The organism is Citrobacter sp. Ct235, from assembly GCF_030332305.1.
GTDB classification, from domain to species: domain Bacteria; phylum Pseudomonadota; class Gammaproteobacteria; order Enterobacterales; family Enterobacteriaceae; genus Citrobacter_A; species Citrobacter_A telavivensis.
Window position 1 is genome coordinate 132,206 of the sequence record NZ_JAOWIC010000028.1, and the last position, 21,761, is coordinate 153,966.

At 54.1% G+C, this 21,761-nt stretch carries 19 protein-coding genes and 1 riboswitch; of the genes, 6 read left to right on the forward strand and 13 right to left on the reverse strand.

Annotation, left to right across the window (positions count from 1 at the left end):
* Positions 1-2 precede the first annotated feature (2 nt).
* From mraY to leuO, 11 genes are all read right to left on the reverse strand, one after another.
* The gene (mraY, locus tag OGY35_RS01710; protein WP_042323857.1) at positions 3-1,085 is read right to left on the reverse strand and encodes a phospho-N-acetylmuramoyl-pentapeptide-transferase; all 1,083 of its coding nucleotides are present in this window, start codon (positions 1,083-1,085) and stop codon (positions 3-5) included.
* Entirely contained in the window at positions 1,079-2,437 is a 1,359-nt protein-coding gene (gene murF, locus OGY35_RS01715) for a UDP-N-acetylmuramoyl-tripeptide--D-alanyl-D-alanine ligase (RefSeq protein WP_286631259.1), read from the reverse strand. Before murF ends, mraY begins: the two co-directional genes overlap by 7 nt.
* A complete protein-coding gene (gene murE / locus OGY35_RS01720; RefSeq protein ID WP_152405876.1) occupies positions 2,434-3,921 on the reverse strand; it encodes a UDP-N-acetylmuramoyl-L-alanyl-D-glutamate--2,6-diaminopimelate ligase in 1,488 nt (495 codons plus the stop codon). Before murE ends, murF begins: the two co-directional genes overlap by 4 nt.
* The gene (gene ftsI, locus OGY35_RS01725) at positions 3,908-5,674 is read right to left on the reverse strand and encodes a peptidoglycan glycosyltransferase FtsI (protein WP_152405877.1); all 1,767 of its coding nucleotides are present in this window, start codon (positions 5,672-5,674) and stop codon (positions 3,908-3,910) included. The genes murE and ftsI overlap by 14 nt, the downstream gene beginning before the upstream one ends.
* A 15-nt stretch (positions 5,675-5,689) precedes the next feature.
* A complete protein-coding gene (gene ftsL, locus OGY35_RS01730) occupies positions 5,690-6,055 on the reverse strand; it encodes a cell division protein FtsL (RefSeq protein WP_012904474.1) in 366 nt (121 codons plus the stop codon).
* On the reverse strand, positions 6,052-6,993 hold the full coding sequence (gene rsmH, locus OGY35_RS01735; protein ID WP_286631279.1) for a 16S rRNA (cytosine(1402)-N(4))-methyltransferase RsmH: 942 nt from the start codon (positions 6,991-6,993) through the stop codon (positions 6,052-6,054). The genes ftsL and rsmH overlap by 4 nt, the downstream gene beginning before the upstream one ends.
* A gap of 2 nt (positions 6,994-6,995) precedes the next feature.
* Complete coding sequence (gene mraZ, locus OGY35_RS01740) at positions 6,996-7,454, reverse strand: division/cell wall cluster transcriptional repressor MraZ (protein ID WP_044255498.1); 459 nt, start codon at positions 7,452-7,454, stop codon at positions 6,996-6,998.
* A 611-nt stretch (positions 7,455-8,065) separates the two neighbouring features.
* Positions 8,066-9,070: a catabolite repressor/activator gene (gene cra / locus OGY35_RS01745; RefSeq protein WP_178824795.1), complete on the reverse strand. Its 1,005-nt coding sequence runs from the start codon at positions 9,068-9,070 to the stop codon at positions 8,066-8,068.
* A 180-nt stretch (positions 9,071-9,250) separates the two neighbouring features.
* Positions 9,251-9,742, reverse strand: a complete 492-nt coding sequence (gene ilvN / locus OGY35_RS01750; protein WP_042997945.1) for an acetolactate synthase small subunit — start codon at positions 9,740-9,742, stop codon at positions 9,251-9,253.
* Between the two features lie 2 nt (positions 9,743-9,744).
* Positions 9,745-11,469: an acetolactate synthase 3 large subunit gene (gene ilvI, locus OGY35_RS01755; RefSeq protein ID WP_286631260.1), complete on the reverse strand. Its 1,725-nt coding sequence runs from the start codon at positions 11,467-11,469 to the stop codon at positions 9,745-9,747.
* Between the two features lie 318 nt (positions 11,470-11,787).
* Positions 11,788-12,738, reverse strand: coding sequence for a transcriptional regulator LeuO (gene leuO, locus OGY35_RS01760; protein ID WP_152405881.1), 951 nt, complete (start codon positions 12,736-12,738; stop codon positions 11,788-11,790).
* 656 nt (positions 12,739-13,394) lie between these two features.
* Between leuO and leuL the strand changes: the two genes are divergently transcribed.
* From leuL to leuD, 5 genes are all read left to right on the forward strand, one after another.
* Entirely contained in the window at positions 13,395-13,481 is an 87-nt protein-coding gene (gene leuL, locus OGY35_RS01765) for a leu operon leader peptide (RefSeq protein WP_042323878.1), read from the forward strand.
* 89 nt (positions 13,482-13,570) lie between these two features.
* Positions 13,571-15,142: a 2-isopropylmalate synthase gene (gene leuA / locus OGY35_RS01770; RefSeq protein WP_152405882.1), complete on the forward strand. Its 1,572-nt coding sequence runs from the start codon at positions 13,571-13,573 to the stop codon at positions 15,140-15,142.
* Positions 15,142-16,233 (forward strand): 3-isopropylmalate dehydrogenase, encoded by a 1,092-nt coding sequence (leuB, locus tag OGY35_RS01775; RefSeq protein ID WP_286631261.1) that lies wholly within the window; start codon positions 15,142-15,144, stop codon positions 16,231-16,233. The genes leuA and leuB overlap by 1 nt, the downstream gene beginning before the upstream one ends.
* Before the next feature lie 2 nt (positions 16,234-16,235).
* Positions 16,236-17,636, forward strand: a complete 1,401-nt coding sequence (gene leuC / locus OGY35_RS01780) for a 3-isopropylmalate dehydratase large subunit (RefSeq protein ID WP_152405884.1) — start codon at positions 16,236-16,238, stop codon at positions 17,634-17,636.
* A 10-nt stretch (positions 17,637-17,646) separates the two neighbouring features.
* Positions 17,647-18,252: a 3-isopropylmalate dehydratase small subunit gene (gene leuD / locus OGY35_RS01785; protein WP_152405885.1), complete on the forward strand. Its 606-nt coding sequence runs from the start codon at positions 17,647-17,649 to the stop codon at positions 18,250-18,252.
* A gap of 89 nt (positions 18,253-18,341) precedes the next feature.
* On the opposite strand, the gene OGY35_RS01790 is transcribed toward leuD, so the two are convergent.
* Positions 18,342-19,520 carry a sugar efflux transporter gene (locus OGY35_RS01790; RefSeq protein ID WP_286631262.1) on the reverse strand — a complete coding sequence of 393 codons (1,179 nt, stop codon included), beginning with the start codon at positions 19,518-19,520 and terminating at the stop codon, positions 18,342-18,344.
* Positions 19,521-19,740: 220 nt separating this feature from the next.
* Positions 19,741-19,863 carry a glucose uptake inhibitor SgrT gene (gene sgrT / locus OGY35_RS01795; RefSeq protein ID WP_042323887.1) on the reverse strand — a complete coding sequence of 41 codons (123 nt, stop codon included), beginning with the start codon at positions 19,861-19,863 and terminating at the stop codon, positions 19,741-19,743.
* Positions 19,864-19,956: 93 nt separating this feature from the next.
* Between sgrT and sgrR the strand changes: the two genes are divergently transcribed.
* Positions 19,957-21,612, forward strand: coding sequence for an HTH-type transcriptional regulator SgrR (gene sgrR / locus OGY35_RS01800; RefSeq protein ID WP_286631263.1), 1,656 nt, complete (start codon positions 19,957-19,959; stop codon positions 21,610-21,612).
* Positions 21,613-21,647: 35 nt separating this feature from the next.
* A riboswitch (TPP riboswitch) is annotated at positions 21,648-21,748 on the forward strand.
* The last annotated feature ends 13 nt before the right edge of the window (positions 21,749-21,761 follow it).

Consider the following 21,761-nt stretch of genomic DNA (forward strand, 5'->3'; position numbering starts at 1 on the left):
GATTAACGTACCTTCAGCGTTGCCAGGCCAATCAGGACCAGCATCAGCGAAATAATCCAGAAGCGCACAATCACGCGCGGTTCCGGCCAGCCTTTCAGTTCATAGTGGTGATGAATCGGTGCCATGCGGAAGATACGTTGACCGCGCAGCTTGAAGGAGCCGACCTGCAATATGACCGACAGGGTCTCCACCACAAACACCCCGCCCATAATCACCAGCAGGAATTCCTGACGCAGCAGCACGGCGATAATGCCGAGCGCGCCGCCCAGCGCCAGCGATCCGACGTCGCCCATGAAGACCTGAGCCGGATAGGTGTTAAACCACAGAAAACCTAAGCCCGCGCCGACAATCGCCGTACAGACGATCACCAGTTCACCGGCATGGCGTAAGTAAGGAATATGCAGATAGCTGGCAAAATTCATGTTCCCGGTCGCCCACGCGACCAGCGCAAAGCCACCCGCGACGAAGACGGTTGGCATAATCGCCAGGCCATCCAGACCGTCGGTCAGGTTCACCGCGTTGCCGGTGCCGACAATCACAAAGTACGCCAGCAGAACGTAGAACAGCCCCAGCTGTGGCATGACGTCTTTGAAGAACGGCACCACCAGTTCCGTCGCTGGCGTATCTTTCCCGGCGAGATACAGTGCGAAGGCGACGCCCAGCGCAATGACCGACATCCAGAAGTATTTCCAGCGTGCGATCAGGCCTTTGGTGTCTTTACGGACCACTTTACGATAGTCATCAACGAAGCCGATGATGCCGTAGCCAATCAACACGACCAACACGCACCAGACGTATGGGTTTGACGGATAGGCCCATAGCAGAACAGAAATGACGATCGCGGTGAGGATCATGATCCCGCCCATCGTCGGCGTGCCCCGTTTGCTGAAGTGAGACTCCGGACCGTCGTTACGCACGACCTGGCCGAAGGAAAGCTTTTGCAGACGGGCGATCATGCGCGGGCCCATCCACAATGAGATGAACAGCGCGGTCAGCAGGCTGACAATGGCGCGAAACGTCAGATAAGAAAAGACGTTAAAGCCGGAATAATATTTGACCAAATGTTCGGCCAGCCAAACTAACATGATCCTTTCTCCTGTAATGCGCGTACGACCTCTTCCATGGCGGCACTACGTGAACCCTTCACTAAAATGGTAATGATCTGTTGCTCTGCAATCAGCGCCTGCAGGCGTGCGATCAGCGCGGGCTTATCCGCAAAATGTTCGCCGACGCCGCTCGCGTCGCTGATAGCCTTGCTCAGTTTCCCTGAACTCAATACGCAGTCGATGCCCGCCGCTTTCGCCGCCTCACCGACCTGCACATGACAGGCTTCGCTCTCTGCGCCCAGCTCGGCCATATCGCCGACAACCAGCACACGGTAACCCGGCATTTCGGACAGTACCTGTACCGCGGCGGTCATTGATCCGACGTTGGCGTTATACGAATCATCGAGCAACAGTTGGTTTTCCGCCAACTGGACAGGGAACAGACGTCCCGGTACCGCTTTTAAATTCGCCAGACCGGTTTTAATCGCATCCAGTGTCGCGCCAACGGCCATCGACAGTGCCGCCGCCGCCAGCGCGTTGGCGATATTGTGACGCCCCGGCAACGGCAGCAGTACATCAATGCTCCCGCCAGGCGTTTGCAGTAAAAACTCGGTGCCGTGTGACGTCACATGCACATTGGTCGCCGTGAAATCGCTGTTGGCGGCATTCGGTGAAAAACGCCAGACTTTACGATCGCCGATGATGCTCTGCCAGTTCAGCCAGTCATTGTTATCGGCATTCATAATGGCAATGCCGTTTTCAGGCAGGCCGGTAAAAATTTCACCTTTCGCTTTCGCCACTCCCGCCAGAGAGCCGAAGCCCTCCAGATGCGCCGCTGCCAGGTTGTTGACCAGCGCCGCTTCCGGACGTGTCAGACCGGCGGTCCAGGCAATTTCGCCCTGATGGTTAGCGCCTAATTCAATCACGGCGTAGTCGTCATCCTGGGTTAAGCGCAGCAGCGTCATCGGCACACCGATGTCGTTATTAAGGTTGCCCGCGGTATAGAGCGTGTTGCCACACTGGCTAAGGATCGCCGCCGTCATCTCTTTCACGGAGGTTTTACCGGACGAACCGGTTAATGCCACCACGCGCGCCGGAACCTGCGCGCGCACCCATGCGGCCAATTCGCCAAAGGCCAGACGGGTGTCTTTCACAATCACCTGCGGCAAATCAATCGCCAGCGGACGGCTAACCAGCAGCGCACCCGCCCCACCCTCTTTTGCCTGAGCAGCAAAATCGTGGGCATCAAAACGCTCACCTTTGAGCGCCACAAACAGGCAGCCTGGCGTCAGCTTACGCGTATCGGTGGTAACGGCATCAAGGGACAGGTCGTTCCCTTTCAGTTCGCCGCCGAGAATACCGGCAAGTTGGCTGAGCGTTACGCGAATCATGCGATGACCCCCAGCAGACGTGCCGCGGTTACACGGTCGGAATAGTCCAGACGCTGAGTCCCGACAATCTGATAATCCTCGTGGCCTTTACCTGCCACCAGCACCACATCGTTATCTTTCGCCTGCATAATGGCGTTGGTCACCGCTTCAGCACGGCCTTCCATCACTTTTGCCCGACCGGCGTCCAGCATGCCTGCCAGAATGTCGTCAATAATGGCGCGTGGCTCTTCAGTACGCGGATTGTCGTCCGTTACGACCACGATATCGGCGAACTCTTCGGCAATCGCCCCCATCAGCGGGCGCTTTCCTTTGTCGCGATCGCCGCCGCAACCAAAGACGCACCAGAGTTGTCCGGTACAGTGCAAACGCGCCGCCTGCAACGCTTTTTCCAGCGCATCAGGAGTATGGGCGTAGTCGACAACGACGGTGGTTTTACCCGGTGCGCTAAAGACCTCCATGCGCCCACAAACCGGCTGCAGACGCGCGGCGGTTTTCAGCAGGTCAGCCAGTGGATAGCCCAACGCCAGCAGCGTGGCCAGCGCCAACAGCAGATTGCTGACGTTAAACGCGCCCATCAGGCGGCTTTCAATCTCACCCTCACCCCAGCTTGAAGCAAAGCGGATGGTCGCGCCGCTGTCGTGATAATTGACCTCAACCGCTTTCAGCCAGCGGCCATGGCAGTTAGGGTTGATATGGTCTTCCATCGAAACGGCCACGGCATCCGGCAGATTCGCCAGCCAACGACGACCAACTTCATCATCCGCGTTGATAATCGCCTGTCCGCAATGGTGCGTGGAGAAAAGCAGCCATTTCGCGGCTTCGTAATGCTCCATATCACCGTGATAATCCAGATGATCGCGGCTTAAATTGGTAAACACCGAGGCGGCAAATTTCAGTGCCGCAACACGATGCTGGACCAGACCGTGGGAAGAGACTTCCATCGCGCATAAGGTCGCGCCCTGATCGACCAGTCCCGCCAGCACCTGCTGGACGTCAACGGCCGAGCCGGTGGTATTTTCCGTTGGGATCACTTTATCGAGCAGACCGTTGCCGACCGTGCCCATCACTGCGCTGGTTTCGCCGAGCAGTTGGCTCCACTGCGCCAGCAATTGAGTCGTGGTGGTTTTACCGTTAGTACCGGTTACGCCGACCAGACGCATATTTTCAGATGGCTCGTGATAAAAGCGGCCCGCCAGTGCAGATAAACGCTCGTTAAGCTGGCTGAGATAGATAACCGGTACGCCGTGCATTTCACGCACTTCACCGTCGGTTGCCTCATCTTTCGCCTCTGCAATAATGGCAGCCACACCTTGCGCTATCGCCTGCGGGATATATCGACGCCCGTCCGCCTGATGACCAACCACTGCCACAAAGAGATCGCCCGACGCAGCCACACGGCTGTCGAGTGTCATCTCTCGCAGTTCTCGCGCAGGTAAACCGGTTACCCACGGAGCAAGAAGGTCGCGCAAATTACGATCTGCCACCTGTTCCCTCGCCTTGATTAATTACGAATTCACTTTTTTCGCCCGTTGCCAGCGCGTCCGGTTCGATGTTCATGGTACGCAGAACGCCGCCCATGATGGCACCAAATACCGGCGCTGAAACGGCGCCGCCGTAGTATTTACCCGCCTGCGGATCGTTGATAACAACAACCAGCGCGAAGCGCGGCTGACTCGCAGGTGCAACGCCTGCGGTATAAGCAATGTATTTGTTGATGTAGCGGCCATCAGGGCCTACTTTTTTCGCCGTACCGGTTTTAATGGCAATACGATAGCCTTTAATCGCCGCCTTCACGCCGCCGCCGCCCGGCAGCGCTACGCTTTCCATCATGTGCACAACGGTACGTACGGTCGATTCCGGGAAAATACGTTCACCGGGAACCGGAGGATCAACTTTGGTAATCGACAGCGGACGATAAACGCCGTAGCTGCCAATCGTTGCGTAGACTCGCGCTAACTGTAACGGCGTTACCATTAGCCCGTAGCCGAAAGAGAAGGTGGCCCTCTCTATGTCAGACCACCGTTGTTTTTGAGGATATAAGCCACTGCGTTCTCCGACCAACCCCAAATTGGTCGCCTTTCCAAGCCCAAAACGTGAGTAAGTATCTACTAACGCTGAGGACGGCATCGCTAACGCCAGCTTAGAAACACCGACGTTACTCGACTTCTGTAAAACCCCGGTCAGGGTCAATTCGCTGTAGCGCGCCACGTCTTTGATTTCGTGGCCGTTAATTCGGTAGGGAACGGTATTGAGCACGCTGTTTTCCCGCACCACGCCACGCTGGAGCGCGGTCATTACCACCATCGGTTTGACGGTAGAACCCGGCTCAAATACGTCGGTGATGGTACGGTTACGCATGACATCTTTCTGCGTACCGCTCAGGTTGTTCGGGTTGTAGGACGGGCTGTTCGCCATTGCCAGCACTTCACCGGTATTCACATCCACCAGCACTGCGCTCCCGGATTCCGCCTTGTTAAATGCCACCGCATTATTCAGTTCGCGATACACCAGCGCCTGTAAGCGTTCGTCAATGCTCAGCGCGAGGTTATGCGCGGCCTGACTGTCGGTGGAAGAGATATCTTCAATGACGCGACCGTAGCGGTCTTTACGCACGATACGCTCACCCGGTTGACCGGTGAGCCATTTGTCAAAACTCTTCTCAACGCCTTCAATCCCCTGGCTATCCACGTTGGTGAAACCAATGAGGTGAGCGGTCACTTCGCCGGAAGGATAGTACCGACGGGATTCTTCGCGCAGATAAATCCCCGGCAGCTTCAGCTTTTTGATGTAATCCGCCATATCCGGGTTTAGCTGACGCGCCAGATAGATAAAGCGCCCTTTCGGGTTGGCGTTGATACGGGCAGCCAGTTGATCAAGCGGGATATTCAGCGCGGTAGAGAGCGCTCTCCAGCGATCGCCAACGCTAACGCCTCCGGCGGCATGGACTTCTTTCGGATCGGCCCAGATAGCCTTCACCGGTACGCTGACGGCCAGCGGACGCCCCGAACGGTCGGTGATCATACCGCGCGAGGTCGCCACTTCCTGTACACGCAGCGAGCGCATGTCCCCCTGACGTACCAGCATGTCCGGCGCGATAATCTGCAGCCAGGCGACACGACCCAGCAGGAAACCCAGCGCCAGTAAAATGCAGCCGCACAGCAACGCAAAACGCCAACTGATAAAGTTGGCCTGTTCTTCCTGGCGTTTTGGTTTTAGCGTTTTTGCCGCTGCTTTCATGCGTCGCGTTTTTCCTTATTTTTGCACTACGATATTTTCTTGTGAGGGATCAACATGCTGCATTTGCAGCTTCTCCGTTGCGATCCGTTCCACCCGGCTATGATCGCCGAGCGCGTTCTCCTCAAGGATCAGGTTGCGCCATTCGATATCCAGCGCATCACGCTCCAGAACCAGTTGTTCACGTTGCGCGGTCAGTAACCGTGTATGGTGTGCGGTCGTTACCACCGTCACCGCCGTAACAATGATGCAAATGAACAGGCAGAGTGGCAGCTTCCCAAATCGCAAAAGATCGTCACCGATCACGCCAGGCAAGGCATGGCGCTCGTTGCTTCCAATCGATCCCTTAACTTTGCTGAGGGCTTCTGTCACTCTGCTGATCATGCGTTCGTCCTCTCTGCAATGCGCAGAACTGAACTACGGGCACGAGGATTCTCTGCAACCTCTTCTTCACCCGGCATCAACTTGCCTAGTGCTCTTAACTCACGGCCGCCCAGTTTTTTGAGCTGCTCTTCCGTCATCGGTAATCCGGCCGGAACCTGCGGACCGCGGCTTTGCTCACGCATAAAGCGTTTCACAATGCGGTCTTCCAGCGAGTGGAAACTGATGATGGAAAGCCGCCCCCCCGGGGCCAGCACGCTGAGCGAGCTTTTTAGCGCCTGCTCTATCTCCTCCAGTTCACTGTTCACCCAGATGCGCACCGCCTGGAAGGTACGGGTCGCGGGATGTTTGAATTTGTCTTTCACCGGCGTTGCCGCCGCGACCACTTCCGCCAGTTCTTTGGTGCGGGTCATGGGCTGTTCACGGTTGCGCTCAACGATGGCGCGGGCAATACGTTTCGCAAAACGCTCTTCGCCAAAGGTCTTCAGCACCCAGGCAATATCGGCTTCTTCTGCAGTTTGCAGCCACTCGGCAGCCGACTGGCCGCGAGTGGGGTCCATGCGCATATCCAACGGACCATCGCGCATGAAAGAGAAACCGCGCTCAGCGTCGTCGAGCTGCGGTGAAGAAACGCCAAGATCGAGAAGAATCCCGTCGATCTTGCCGGTCAGTTTGCGCTCGCCGACATAATCAGCCAGCGCAGAGAAAGGTCCATGAATGATGGAGAAGCGGGGATCATCGATGGTCTGGGCGACGGCGATCGCCTGCGGATCGCGATCGATGGCCAGCAGACGTCCCTCTTCGCCAAGCTGCGAGAGAATGAGACGCGAGTGACCACCGCGACCAAATGTTCCATCAATGTAGATGCCGTCAGGGCGAATATTCAGGCCGTTTACGGCCTCGTCCAGCAGCACCGTGGTGTGTTTAAAATTTTCCATCATCATTATAGAGACAAGTCCTGCAGGCGCTCCGACAACGTCCCGGTCGCACTCTGCTCAGCGTCGATATCTTCCTTGACCTGTTGATACCAGGTCGTTTCATCCCACAGTTCAAACTTGTTGAACTGTCCAACCAGCATCACTTCTTTTGTCAGCCCGGCATGTTGCCGAAGGACAGGCGCAACCAGCAATCGCCCGGCGCTGTCCATCTGACATTCACTGGCATGCCCCAACAGTAAACGCTGCACGCGGCGCTCTACCGGGTTCATGCTCGACAGACGCGATAATTTTTGCTCGATAATTTCCCATTCAGGCAGGGGGTAAAGCAGCAGGCACGGGTGATGGATGTCAATGGTACAAACCATTTGACCGGTAGCACTCTCGATCAGTTGATCCCGGTAACGGGTAGGCACAGATAAGCGCCCTTTACTGTCGAGATTGACTAACGTTGCACCCCGGAACATGCCAGTCTCCCCCCTCATTACCACTTTGCCCCACAAATTCCCACTCAAAGGAGTTTACGGAGCGGAGGAAAAGCTTGTCAAGCGAGTCACAACGCTTACCTGAGTAAAAAACCCAATGTTTACGGCTAATATCAGCGTTGATTAAATTCTGTCCAACGAACGAAGCAAATTAACGTCATGAATATTTGTAAGAAAAAAATCTCAAAACTCATCACCGTTTTAAAACGAACAATTATTCTCAGGAGGGAATATAAAGTGTCAGTTTGCGACGCGAGCGGCATTTTAGGACATATTGCATCATGAATACAGTCCCTGTTTATGCCAGCTAACACCGCGCACCGACAAGCCCGCCGGGACATTCGTGCTGCGGCGACAAAAAGTGTTTGTTAATTCGGCAATTCACGACAAGCATGTAACAAAATAATACAAATCTAACCTACCGTTACGTCTCAATAACCTGAAACCGACTCTGTTTCGTTTAAATACGGATTATTTCGGTAAAGTTGAGAAAATTCTAAGGAATAATCTTAATTATGATGAGGGTATTGTGGAGAGGAACTCGTTAAGCTGCGTCAGAAAAATTGTCTTCTGACGCAGAATTCAGAAATTGACTAGCTGCGGCTCAATACGCCACGACGATAGAGATTACGTTTAATACGCGTTAAACCCGGTTTTGGTTTACGCGGTTCATCCAGGCTCGCCAGGACAATTTCCAGCACGCGCTCAGCGACATCACGATGGCGCTGCGCCACCGCCAGGACCGGACACTGCAGGAAATCCAGCAGTTCGTTGTCACCAAAGGTCGCAATCGCCAGATCGGAAGGCAGTTTACCGTCGCGACGCAGCGTTACGTCCATCACCCCCTGTAACAGGGCGAATGAGGTGGTGAACAGCGCCTGCGGCATCGGATGCGTTTCCAGCCATTTTTCAAATAGCTGCGCCGCCGCTTCGCGCTCATAGCTGTTGGCATACAGGAAATTCACTTCACGCGGATCGTCTTTCCAGGCGGCACGGAAGCCCTGCTCGCGAAGGAAGCTGACGGACAACTCCGGCAGTGCGCCCAGATAGAGCACGGTGTCAGCCGGAAACTTACGCAATTCTCCGGCCAGCATTTCGGCATCCTCCTGATCGGCACCCACGACGCTGGTAAAATGCTCACGATCTAAGGCGCGATCCAGCGCCACAATTGGGAAGGAGTCATTGGCCCAGCGCTGATAGAACGGGTGTTCCGGCGGCAACGAGGTGGAGACAATGATCGCATCAACCTGACGCTGTAAAAGATGTTCAATGCAGCGCATTTCGTTATCGGGCTGATCTTCCGAACAGGCAATCAGCAGTTGATAACCACGCTGGCGCGCCTGGCGCTCAAGATAATTTGCAATACGGGTATAGCTCGTGTTCTCCAGATCCGGGATCACCAGACCAATAGAACGTGTGCGTCCAGCACGTAGCCCGGCAGCCACAGCATTCGGGTGGTAATTATGCTCACGCACCACCGCCATGACTTTTTCGACAGTCTTGTCGCTCACGCGGTATTGCTTTGCTTTTCCGTTAATTACGTAGCTTGCAGTCGTTCGCGATACACCAGCCAGCCGAGCGATTTCATCCAGTTTCACAATTGCCCCTTGCGTAAAATGTACAAACCATAACCATTGTAACGGCATGGGTTAAAATCGGTAACATCTAAGCGCAGAATAGTCACTGCGGCAACCGCTTTTATTCCGGGTTACCACTGATTTCGCAAAAAAATGCCCAACGGAAGACGTTGGGCATGTGAATTAACGAAAAGAGAAGGATTAGCGCATTATTTTGTCACCACGGGATAACCCCACCACGCCGGAACGGGCGACCTCAACGATTTTCGCGACTTCGCGCAACGTTGCCAGAAAAGCGTCCAGCTTATCGCTGGTCCCTGCCAGTTGAACGGTATAGAGATTTGGCGTGACATCAATAATCTGCCCACGAAAGATCTCCGTGTTGCGTTTCACCTCTTCCCGACCATAGCCGCTGGCCTGAATCTTCACCAACATGATTTCGCGTTCGACGTGCGCACCGTGCCCAAGTTCGCTGACCCGCAACACATCCACCAGTTTGTGCAGTTGCTTTTCAATTTGCTCCAGCACTTTTTCGTCGCCCACCGTCTGAATGGTCATGCGAGAGAGCGTCGGATCGTCCGTCGGCGCGACGGTCAGGCTCTCAATGTTGTAACCCCGCTGCGCGAAAAGGCCGATCACGCGCGACAGCGCACCGGATTCGTTCTCCAGCAGTACTGATAATATCCGGCGCATAATCAGGTCCTCTCCGTTTTACTTAACCACATTTCATCCATCCCACCGCCGCGAATCTGCATCGGGTAGACGTGTTCGCTGCCATCAACGGTGACATCGACAAACACCAGATGACCGTTTTTCACCTGCGCCAGCGCTTCACTTAATTGACTTTCCAGCTCATCAGGACGGGAAATCTGAATGCCGACATGTCCGTAGGCTTCCGCCAGGCGAACAAAATCAGGCAGCGACTGCATATACGATTGAGAATGACGACCCGAGTAGATCATGTCCTGCCACTGCTTCACCATCCCCAGATAACGGTTGTTCAGGTTTAGCACCAGCACCGGCAGTTTATACTGCAGCGCGGTCGACAACTCCTGAATATTCATCTGAATGCTACCGTCACCTGTCACACAAACCACCGTTTCCTCGGGCAGCGCCATTTTCACTCCCAGGGCTGCAGGCAGGCCAAAGCCCATCGTGCCAAGACCGCCAGAGTTGATCCAACGGCGCGGTTTATCGAAGGGGTAATAAAGAGCGGCAAACATCTGATGCTGCCCCACATCGGAGGTCACGTAAGCATCGCCGTGGGTCAGACGCCAGATAGCCTCTATGACCGCCTGCGGTTTGATACTCTCACTGTGCGTGTCATATTTCAGGCACTGACGAGCGCGCCAGCGTTCAATCTGTTGCCACCAGTCACGAATATCATCCAGCGGTTGGTGGGCGGATTCCTGCGGCAATAACTCCAGTAACTGTTCCAGCACCTGACGCGCATCACCAACAATAGGGATATCCGCCGTCACCGTTTTAGAGATTGAAGTCGGGTCGATATCAATGTGCAGCACCGTCGCATTCGGGCAATACTTGGCCAGATTATTCGTCGTGCGATCGTCGAAACGTACCCCGACGGCAAAAATCACGTCGGCGTTATGCATCGTCATGTTGGCTTCATAAGTACCATGCATGCCCAGCATCCCGAGCGACTGACGGTGCGTAGCGGGAAATGCCCCTAGCCCCATCAGCGAAGAGACCACCGGCAGGTTGAGCGTTTCGATGGTCTGGCGCAGTTGTTCATGACAACCTGCCGTCACGGCCCCGCCGCCAACATAGACAACCGGTTTTTTGGCCGTCACCAGCGTTTGCAGGGCGCGCTTAATCTGCCCTTTATGACCCGCAGTGGTCGGGTTATACGATCGCATGCTGACCGACTCAGGCCAGGAATAAGGCAGTTTTTTGCCGGGATTGAGAATATCCTTCGGCAAATCCACGACCACGGGTCCCGGACGGCCGCTCGCCGCCAGCCAGAAGGCTTTTTTTAGCACCTGCGGAATATCTTCCGTCTGCTTAACCAGAAAACTGTGTTTCACGACCGGGCGGGATATTCCCACCATGTCGCACTCCTGAAAGGCGTCATAGCCAATCAGCGAGGTCGCGACCTGACCGGAAAGAATCACTAACGGAATAGAATCCATATACGCCGTCGCGATCCCTGTAATCGCATTGGTGGCCCCAGGACCCGAAGTCACCAGTACCACACCAACTTCCCCCGTTGCCCGCGCCAGGCCATCGGCCATATGCACGGCCGCCTGTTCATGACGAACGAGCACGTGATCGATTCCACCGACCGTATGCAACGCATCATAAATATCGAGGACTGCGCCCCCGGGATAACCGAATACCTGCTTAACGCCCTGATCAATAAGCGATCGGACGACCATTTCGGCTCCAGACAACATCTCCATGGCTTGCCTCACTGAATGACGATTAATGATGTGTAAAACACCTTAACCGCTCCCCAGGATGCAGGCAATTCAGAGAAAGGGGCAAAGACGCCGTGAAATAAGCATAAATGAGAGGAAAATGACGAATAACCGGCGAATAAAACTAAATTTAACTCAGGTATTGATAATTAATCGGCTGAAAATGGACACATGCAGCGAATCATCAATTTTTTCGCGGACAGAAAAAAGAATGACCAACAAAATTCAGGATAAAATGCCAGTTAATGAAACAGAGGCAGGACAAACCGGATGTTTACACCCGGTTTATCTCATTCGCGTCTAACGCTTGCAGACAGAAGCTAACAACTCTTCCATCCATTGATGTCCTTTGTCCCGACCGGCAGCTTCATGCCATGAAAGATAACAGGTTCTGCTATTCAGTTTTAAAGGTAGCGGTAATATCTGTAGATCTAAAGAGGCGGTGAACTCTTCCGCTAACCAACGTGGGGCAATAGCCACCAGATGCGTTTGCGAAACAACATTAAGAACACTGATTAATGCCATCCCCTGATAGGCCACACACGCTTGTGCGTCAACCGTGTCGTACCAGGGTTGACTAAACGAGTCAAAACGATCCAGTGAAACAACAGCATGTTGTTCATTATAGATATCGCTTTCCAACAGGGGTCCGTTAATGCGCGGATGTTTACGGCTGGAGACCAGCACCATTTCGTCATTAAACAACGGAATACTCGTAAATTCAGGACGACGAAATTCTTCATAGCTAATAACGAACTCAGTTTCCTGATAACGTAATTGGTGTTCAGTATCCTTATTTAAGGATGACTTAAATACAACATGAATATTAGGCGCAATTTTTTCAACACGATTATAAATTAATGATGTCAGGATATTATCCAGCGGACTGCAAACGCAAAGGTGAAAAATGCGTTCACTGCTGCCAGGTTCAAAGCCGGATCCGGGCAATTCGTTCTGCACTAATTGCAGAGCCTGGCGGACGGAACCAAAAAGCTGGAAAGCCCGCGCGGTAGGTTGGATCCCACGACCGTAGCGCACAAAAAGCTCATCATTGAACATCACTTTAAGACGCGCCACGGCGTTACTTACGGCTGGCTGCGACATCCCGAGGGCATGCGCGGCACGGGTAATATTCTGCTCCTGCATTACCGCATCAAATACAGTCAATAGATTAAGATCAACCATACGAAGTTGCGGTTTATCCATCTCTAAATGATGGGGATTGGGTTTATCAACGGTTACTTCTGGCATAGTTAACTCCACTGTCACGCTTAACTCCCTTTTCTTGCCGGAATGCAGAGAAATAATCTCGGAAAATATGATTTACCATGCATATAAAATAAGAAAAAGAGTAAAGATTGAAATTAGGAAAACATAAAGGCACCGGAAAAATGCGGAAGAAATGGGTGCCTGCGTGATGTGGTATTATTCACAGCACGATAAATCATAAATTTTTAATGACGAATGCAATATAAGCATAAGAAACACCAACAAACAATCATGCGTTTAATGAATAAAAGCGTAAGTTTTAATTGACTATTTATATTACTCACGCATTAACGCCTAACATTTGCTTATCAATAATATTCTTCAAGCAGATATCAATTGATTAACAATATCAATAAAACCATTAAAATCATGTGGATAAAAAATAAATCATAGTGCTCTGCGGACTCGCTTTCGTTATGTTAATTGAAAAAAATCATGCTCAATTATGTCAAACGATGAAAAGTGTGAATACGCTCCCATTTTTTAATAGGGAGTAATGGAAAAAGTTCAGCACAATTAGCTAAAGTTCTCTGTCCGTTCCCTTCTTCCCTTGAGGGTGTTTTCGCGCAGCGGGGTTGACATCAGCCATCGTATCCAGTACCACTAAAAGCATATCGCATTCGCCTGGAGTTGATTTAATGATTCGTATCGCTCGCTTTAACGGTCTACTACTACTAAACGCATCTTCGTTGCGCGGTAGACTGGTGAGCGGCATACAGCATTAAGTCGTATCCAGTAAGATAAAAAACCCGCGCCGTTGCGCGGGTTTTTTTATGCTCGAAGCAAGGCGCCCTAAAGACTAAGGACCTAAAACATGAGCCAGCAAGTCATTATTTTCGATACCACTTTACGCGACGGTGAACAGGCGTTACAGGCAAGCCTGAGTGTGAAAGAGAAGCTGCAGATTGCGCTGGCCCTTGAGCGTATGGGTGTTGACGTCATGGAAGTCGGTTTCCCGGTCTCGTCTCCCGGCGACTTCGAATCCGTACAAACCATCGCCCGCCAGGTCAAGAACAGTCGGGTTTGTGCATTAGCCCGCTGCGTGGAAAAAGATATCGACGTCGCGGCTGAGTCGCTGAAGGTCGCCGAAGCTTTCCGTATTCATACCTTTATTGCCACCTCACCGATGCATATCGCCACCAAACTGCGCAGCACGCTGGATGAAGTGATTGAGCGTGCTGTCTATATGGTGAAACGCGCACGTAATTATACTGACGACGTCGAATTCTCGTGTGAGGATGCTGGCCGTACGCCTATTGCCGATCTGGCTCGCGTCGTGGAAGCCGCCATCAATGCTGGCGCAAAAACGATCAATATTCCTGACACCGTCGGCTACACCATGCCCTTCGAGTTCGCCGGTATTATCTCCGGCCTGTATGAACGCGTGCCAAACATCGATAAAGCGATCATCTCTGTCCATACCCATGACGACTTAGGTCTGGGTGTCGGCAACGCTCTGGCTGCGGTCCACGCGGGTGCGCGTCAGGTTGAAGGCGCGATGAACGGGATTGGTGAGCGTGCGGGCAACTGCTCGCTGGAAGAGGTGATCATGGCGATTAAAGTTCGTCAGGACATCCTGAACGTCAACACCCGCATTAACCATCAGGAGATCTGGCGTACCAGCCAGTTAGTCAGCCAGATCTGCAACATGCCGATCCCGGCGAACAAAGCCATTGTCGGTAGCGGCGCGTTTGCCCACTCCTCCGGGATCCACCAGGATGGCGTGCTGAAGAACCGAGAAAACTACGAAATCATGACGCCGGAATCCATCGGTCTGAATCAGGTGCAACTGAACCTGACCTCCCGTTCCGGGCGCGCGGCGGTGAAACACCGTATGGATGAGATGGGCTATAAAGAGAGTGAATACAGCCTGGACAATCTGTACGACGCCTTCCTGAAGCTGGCCGATAAGAAAGGTCAGGTGTTCGATTACGATCTGGAAGCGCTGGCGTTTATTGGCAAGCAACAGGAAGAACCCGAGCACTTCCGCCTGGATTATTTCAGCGTCCAGTCCGGTTCTAACGATATTGCCACCGCCTCCGTCAGGCTGGCCTGCGGCAGTGACGTAAAAGCCGAAGCGGCTAACGGTAACGGTCCAGTCGATGCGATTTACCAGGCGATCAACCGTATTACCGATTACGACATTGAGCTGGTGAAATACAGCCTGTCCGCCAAAGGACACGGTAAAGACGCTCTGGGTCAGGTGGATATCGTCGCGAACTATAACGGACGTCGCTTCCACGGCGTCGGTCTGGCGACAGACATTGTTGAATCTTCCGCGAAAGCGATGGTGCACGTGCTGAACAACATCTGGCGTGCGGCAGAAGTCGAAAAAGAGTTGCAACGTAAAGCTCAGAACAACGAGAACAACAAGGAAACCGTGTGATGTCGAAGAATTACCATATTGCTGTTTTGCCGGGCGACGGTATTGGTCCGGAAGTGATGGCGCAAGCCCTGAAAGTCCTGGAAGCGGTTCGCCATCGATTTGAGATGCGCATTACCACCAGTCGTTATGACGTCGGCGGCGCGGCGATCGACAACCACGGTCAACCGCTGCCGAAGGCGACGGTGGAAGGGTGCGAACAGGCCGACGCCGTTCTGTTTGGCTCCGTAGGCGGCCCGAAATGGGAACATCTGCCGCCTGACAGTCAGCCGGAGCGCGGCGCGCTGCTGCCGCTGCGTAAACACTTCAAACTGTTCAGCAACCTGCGTCCGGCAAAACTGTATCAGGGGCTGGAAGCCTTCTGCCCACTGCGCGCCGACATCGCCGCAAATGGCTTCGACATTCTGTGCGTCCGCGAACTGACCGGTGGCATCTACTTCGGTCAACCAAAAGGTCGCGAAGGCAGCGGCCAGCATGAAAAAGCGTTTGATTCCGAAGTCTATCACCGCTTTGAAATTGAACGTATCGCGCGCATCGCGTTTGAATCCGCGCGTAAACGCCGCCGTAAGGTGACTTCTATCGACAAAGCGAACGTTCTGCAAACCTCTATTTTGTGGCGTGAAATCGTCAATGAAATCGCCAAAGAGTATCCGGACGTTGAGCTGGCGCATATGTATATCGACAACGCCACCATGCAGTTGATTAAAGACCCGTCACAGTTCGATGTGCTGTTGTGCTCTAACCTGTTTGGCGACATTTTGTCTGACGAATGCGCAATGATCACCGGCTCAATGGGCATGTTGCCCTCCGCCAGTCTGAACGAGCAGGGCTTTGGTTTGTATGAACCCGCGGGCGGCTCCGCGCCGGATATTGCCGGCAAGAATATCGCCAATCCGATTGCGCAAATTTTGTCGCTGGCGCTGCTGCTGCGCTACAGCCTTGATGCCGATGACGCAGCATCCGCCATTGAACGTGCGGTTAACCGCGCATTAGAAGAAGGTATCCGCACCGGTGATTTAGCCCGTGGCGCGGCGGCCGTCGGTACTGATGAGATGGGCGACATCATTGCTCGCTACGTCGCACAAGGGGTGTAATCATGGCTAAAACGTTATACGAAAAATTGTTTGATGCGCACGTAGTCTATGAAGCGCACAACGAAACCCCGCTGCTGTATATCGACCGACATCTGGTGCATGAAGTGACCTCTCCGCAGGCGTTCGACGGTCTGCGTGCACATGGTCGTCCGGTTCGTCAGCCGGGCAAAACCTTTGCCACGATGGATCACAACGTCTCTACGCAGACCAAAGATATCAATGCGTCCGGTGAAATGGCGCGTATCCAGATGCAGGAGTTGATTAAAAACTGCAACGAGTTTGGCGTTGAATTGTACGATCTGAACCACCCGTATCAGGGTATCGTTCACGTGATGGGGCCGGAACAAGGCGTGACCCTGCCGGGAATGACCATCGTTTGTGGCGACTCGCATACCGCAACCCACGGTGCCTTCGGTGCACTGGCGTTCGGTATTGGCACCTCCGAAGTGGAGCACGTCCTGGCGACCCAGACCCTGAAACAGGGCCGCGCCAAAACCATGAAGATTGAAGTCAACGGCACCGCCGCGCCGGGGATCACTGCGAAAGATATCGTGCTGGCGATTATCGGTAAAACCGGTAGCGCCGGTGGGACCGGTCACGTCGTTGAGTTTTGCGGCGATGCCATCCGTGCCCTGAGCATGGAAGGCCGAATGACCCTGTGTAACATGGCTATCGAAATGGGTGCCAAAGCCGGATTAGTTGCCCCGGATGAAACCACCTTCAATTACGTCAAAGGTCGCCTGCACGCGCCGAAAGGCAACGATTTTGATGACGCAGTCGCGTACTGGAAAACGCTGCAAACCGACGCTGATGCAAGCTTTGATACGGTTGTGACCTTACAGGCAGAAGAGATTGCCCCGCAGGTAACCTGGGGAACCAACCCGGGCCAGGTCATCGCCGTTACCGACAACATTCCCGATCCGGCGTCCTTTACCGATCCGGTTGAACGCGCCAGTGCCGAGAAAGCGCTGGCCTATATGGGCCTGAAGTCGGGCGTACCGTTAACGGAAGTGGCGATTGATAAAGTGTTCATCGGCTCGTGCACCAACTCGCGTATTGAAGATTTGCGCGCCGCCGCGGAAGTCGCCAGAGGCCGTAAAGTCGCGCCGGGCGTCCAGGCTCTGGTGGTTCCAGGCTCCGGTCCGGTGAAGGCGCAGGCAGAAGCAGAAGGGCTGGATAAGATCTTTATCGAAGCCGGTTTCGAGTGGCGTCTGCCGGGTTGCTCCATGTGTCTGGCAATGAACAATGACCGCCTGAATCCAGGTGAGCGCTGCGCGTCGACCAGCAACCGTAACTTTGAAGGTCGTCAGGGTCGCGGTGGGCGTACCCATCTGGTCAGCCCGGCGATGGCCGCTGCCGCTGCCGTTACCGGTCATTTTGCCGATATTCGCAGCATCAAATAAGGAGACTCCCATGGCAGAGAAATTTACCCAACATCAAGGCCTGGTTGTCCCACTGGATGCCGCCAACGTCGATACCGACGCCATCATTCCTAAGCAGTTTTTGCAGAAGGTTACCCGCACCGGTTTTGGCGCGCACCTGTTCAATGACTGGCGTTTTCTGGATGAGAACGGCCAACAGCCGAATCCGGAGTTCGTCCTGAATTTCCCGGAGTATCAAGGGGCCTCGATTCTGTTGGCGCGTGAGAACTTCGGCTGCGGCTCTTCCCGTGAGCACGCGCCGTGGGCGCTGACGGACTATGGCTTCAAAGTAGTGATTGCACCGAGCTTCGCGGACATCTTCTATGGCAACAGCTTTAACAATCAGCTGTTGCCTGTGAAGCTGAGCGACGATGAGGTGGATGAGCTGTTCAACCTGGTCAAAGCCAATCCGGGGATTACATTTGAAGTGGACCTGGTCGCGCAGGTAGTGAAAGCAGGCGATAAGTCTTACAGCTTTAAGATCGACGACTTCCGCCGCCACTGCATGTTGAACGGTCTGGACAGCATCGGGTTGACGCTGCAGCACGAAGATGCGATCGCCACCTACGAAGAGAAACAGCCCGCGTTTATGCGCTAAGCCCGCCATGCCGGATGCGCTGCGCTTATCCGGCCTACGAATTTCTGTAGGTCGGATAAGGCGTTAGCCGCCATCCGGCAATCCATAAATCAAACGTCTTTCACCCGCCCGGTCATCACCAGCGTCACCAGCGAAATCGCCGCAATCACCCAGTACACCGCGAAGTGACCGTAGCTCTGCGCGACAGCCCCCTGGATAACTCCTGCCAGAATGACGCCAGTCGAAATGCTGTTGGTAAATAACGTTGTCGCCGATCCGGCCCTGCCCGGCATCAGATCCTGAAACCAGAGCATTCCAATACCGGCAATAATGCCGATAAACACGGCATTGAACAGCTGCAGGATAAGCAGCGCCCGATGGCTATGGAAGAAAATCAGCCCGAGATAAAACAGCACCCCCGCCGCCACGGCGGTAACCATCATCCGTCGCTTGCCGAAGCGTTTGACGTAAAAGCCAGCAAGGATCATCGCCGGGATTTCCAGCCCTGCAGCGGTCCCCATCAGGATCCCGGCAAGCTTATCCGGCAGCCCAAGCTCTGCGCTAATCCATAGCGGCATATCGATGATGTACATGGTGTTGCAGGTCCACATCAGCGTGGAGGCAATAAACAGCATGCGGACGTTCTTATCCTGCCAGCCACCGGCCTGGCTGACCGGCACATCCGTAGGTTGTTCAACGCGGGCGACGGATGGCAGCATAAAGGCAATCAGGATGAAACTGAGCGCAAAAATCGTGGCGGCAATCGAAAACATCATCATGAAGCCATAATTCAGCGCCAACATAAATGCCAGCGGCGGGCCAATCACCCACGCCAGTGAAAGCTGTGCACGCATCACCGAACTGAACATCACCACTTCACGCGCCGAGCTGTCGGCATATTCCCGTGCCAGGGCGAACAGTTGCGGCATCGCGGTATTTGCCAGCGACGCCAGCAGTACACCGCAGGTAATCAACGTCAGATAGTGACGATTAAAGGCAAACAACAGCGCATTACCGACTGCCATCAGACAACAGAACAGAATCAGCTTGCGGCGGTCTCCCTGGCTGTCGGAGCGTTTTGCCAGCGCAAGACTCACGCCAATCCCGGCGATGGCGTTAACGGTATAGAACAGCCCCACCCAGAACGGCTGCGCCCCGACCTCGCGACTGAGAAACAGGCTCAGCGTCGGGGCCTGTAGCGCCCCTGCCACGCCCATCATAAATGCGACCAGCATAAACGCCGCGTACACACCGTTGAGACGTCGTCCCATCGTGATCAACCAGAGCATATTTATCCCTTAATACACACATCATCCTTCAGGCTGCCTCTGCGTTAATTACGCGCGCTCACCCCCAGTCACATACTTCTGGGGATTCACTCACTTGCCGTCTGGCCTGAATGATTTCGTATATAAACGAAGTCAAAACGAAAAAAGCCAGCAGATAATACCTGCTGGCGCGGTGATTAACACCAATACTCAGTCACACATGATGTCTGCTACTCCAGGGTCAGGCTGTCACCTCCCACTGCATCAGTTCTTCCAGCATCTTTAAGCGCTGCGGCGCGCTCAGGCAAGCCAACCAGGACAACCCTTCTGTCGCGGCAAAGTACTTCTGATAAAACTGGCGCATAGATGACCCCTTCATAGTGCTTCATCGGAATGTATTATTGGCCTAATATAGGGATAATAAAATTGCTGAGTTTTCCGCAGGAGTTCCCCTTTTATGTCTTCTGGCCGTCTGCAACAACAGTTCATCCGCTTGTGGCAATGCTGCGACGGCAAAACGCAGGACACCATGCTTAACGAACTGGCGGATCTCCTGAGCTGCTCCCGTCGCCATATGCGTACGCTGCTCAATACTATGCAGGAACGCGGTTGGCTGACGTGGGAAGCAGAGGTTGGACGCGGAAAACGTTCACGCTTAACTTTCCTGTATACCGGACTGGCGCTCCAGCAGCAGCGCGCGGAAGATTTACTGGAGCAGGATCGCATCGATCAACTGGTGCAACTGGTGGGTGACAAAACGGCCGTACGGCAGATGCTGGTTTCCCATCTGGGCCGCAGTTTCCGTCAGGGCCGTCATATTCTTCGTGTTCTTTACTACCGCCCGATGCAAAATCTACTGCCGGGCAGCGCGCTGCGACGCTCAGAAACCCATATTGCCCGCCAAATCTTCAGCGCCCTGACCCGCGTAAATGAGGAAAATGGGGAACTGGAAGCGGATATCGCCCACCACTGGCAACAAATTTCTCCCCTGCACTGGCGCTTTTTTCTGCGTCCGGGGATCCATTTTCATCACGGTCGTGAACTGGAAATGGACGATGTGGTGTCGTCCCTGACGCGCATTAACGTCTTACCGCTCTATTCCCATATCAGCGAGATCGTCTCGCCAACATCCTGGACGCTGGACATTCACCTGTCTCAGCCCGATCGCTGGCTGCCGTGGTTGCTGGGCCAGGTCCCGGCGATGATCCTGCCACGCGAATGGGAAACCCTGAGCAATTTCTCCAGCCATCCGATTGGCACCGGCCCTTACGCCGTGATACGAAATACACGTAATCAGCTGAAAATCCACGCCTTTGACGATTTCTTCGGTTTTCGGGCACTGATTGATGAAGTGAACGTCTGGGTACTGCCGGATATTGGTGACGAGCCGAACGGCGGTCTGACGTTGAAAGGTCCCACAGAAGATGAGAAGGCCATCGAAAGCCGCCTGGAAGAAGGGTGCTATTACCTGCTGTTCGACGCCCGTACCCATCGCGGCGCCAATCAGGAGGTCAGAGAGTGGGTCAGTCGCGTACTGTCACCGAGCAACCTGCTTTACTATGCCGATGAACAGTATCAGCGCCACTGGTTCCCGGCCTACGGTTTGCTGCCCCGCTGGCATCACGCTCGACCGGGCCACGGCGAGAAACCCGCCGGGCTGGAAACGCTCACGCTGACCTATTATCACGAACACATCGAACACCAAGTGATTGCGCAGATCATGAGTCAGCTGCTGGCTGAACATCAGGTGACGCTGGAAATTCAGGAGATCGACTACGATCAGTGGCATGCCGGGGAAATTGAGAGCGACATCTGGCTTAACAGCGCCAACTTCACCCTGCCGCTCGACTTCTCTTTGTTCGCGCATCTGTGCGAAGTCCCGCTGTTGCAGCACTGCATTCCGCTGGACTGGGAAGCCGACGCCGCACGCTGGCGCACCGGCGAGATGAATCTGGCCGCGTGGTGCCAGCAACTGCTCGCCAGCAAAGCGATTGTCCCGCTTATTCACCACTGGCTGATTATTCAGGGGCAGCGCAGTATGCGTGGCTTGCGCATGAACACCCTCGGCTGGTTCGACTTTAAATCCGCGTGGTTTGCCCCGCCAGATCCTTAGTCCTTTTGATCTCTTCACGTAATCATTACAATGTGGCGTTCTCAACGGGGTGCTGCGCCAGAGGCGTGGGCTGAGAAAATACCCGTCGAACCTGATCCGGATAACGCCGGCGAAGGGATTTGAGGCTACCGCTCAAAATCCTTTGCCAC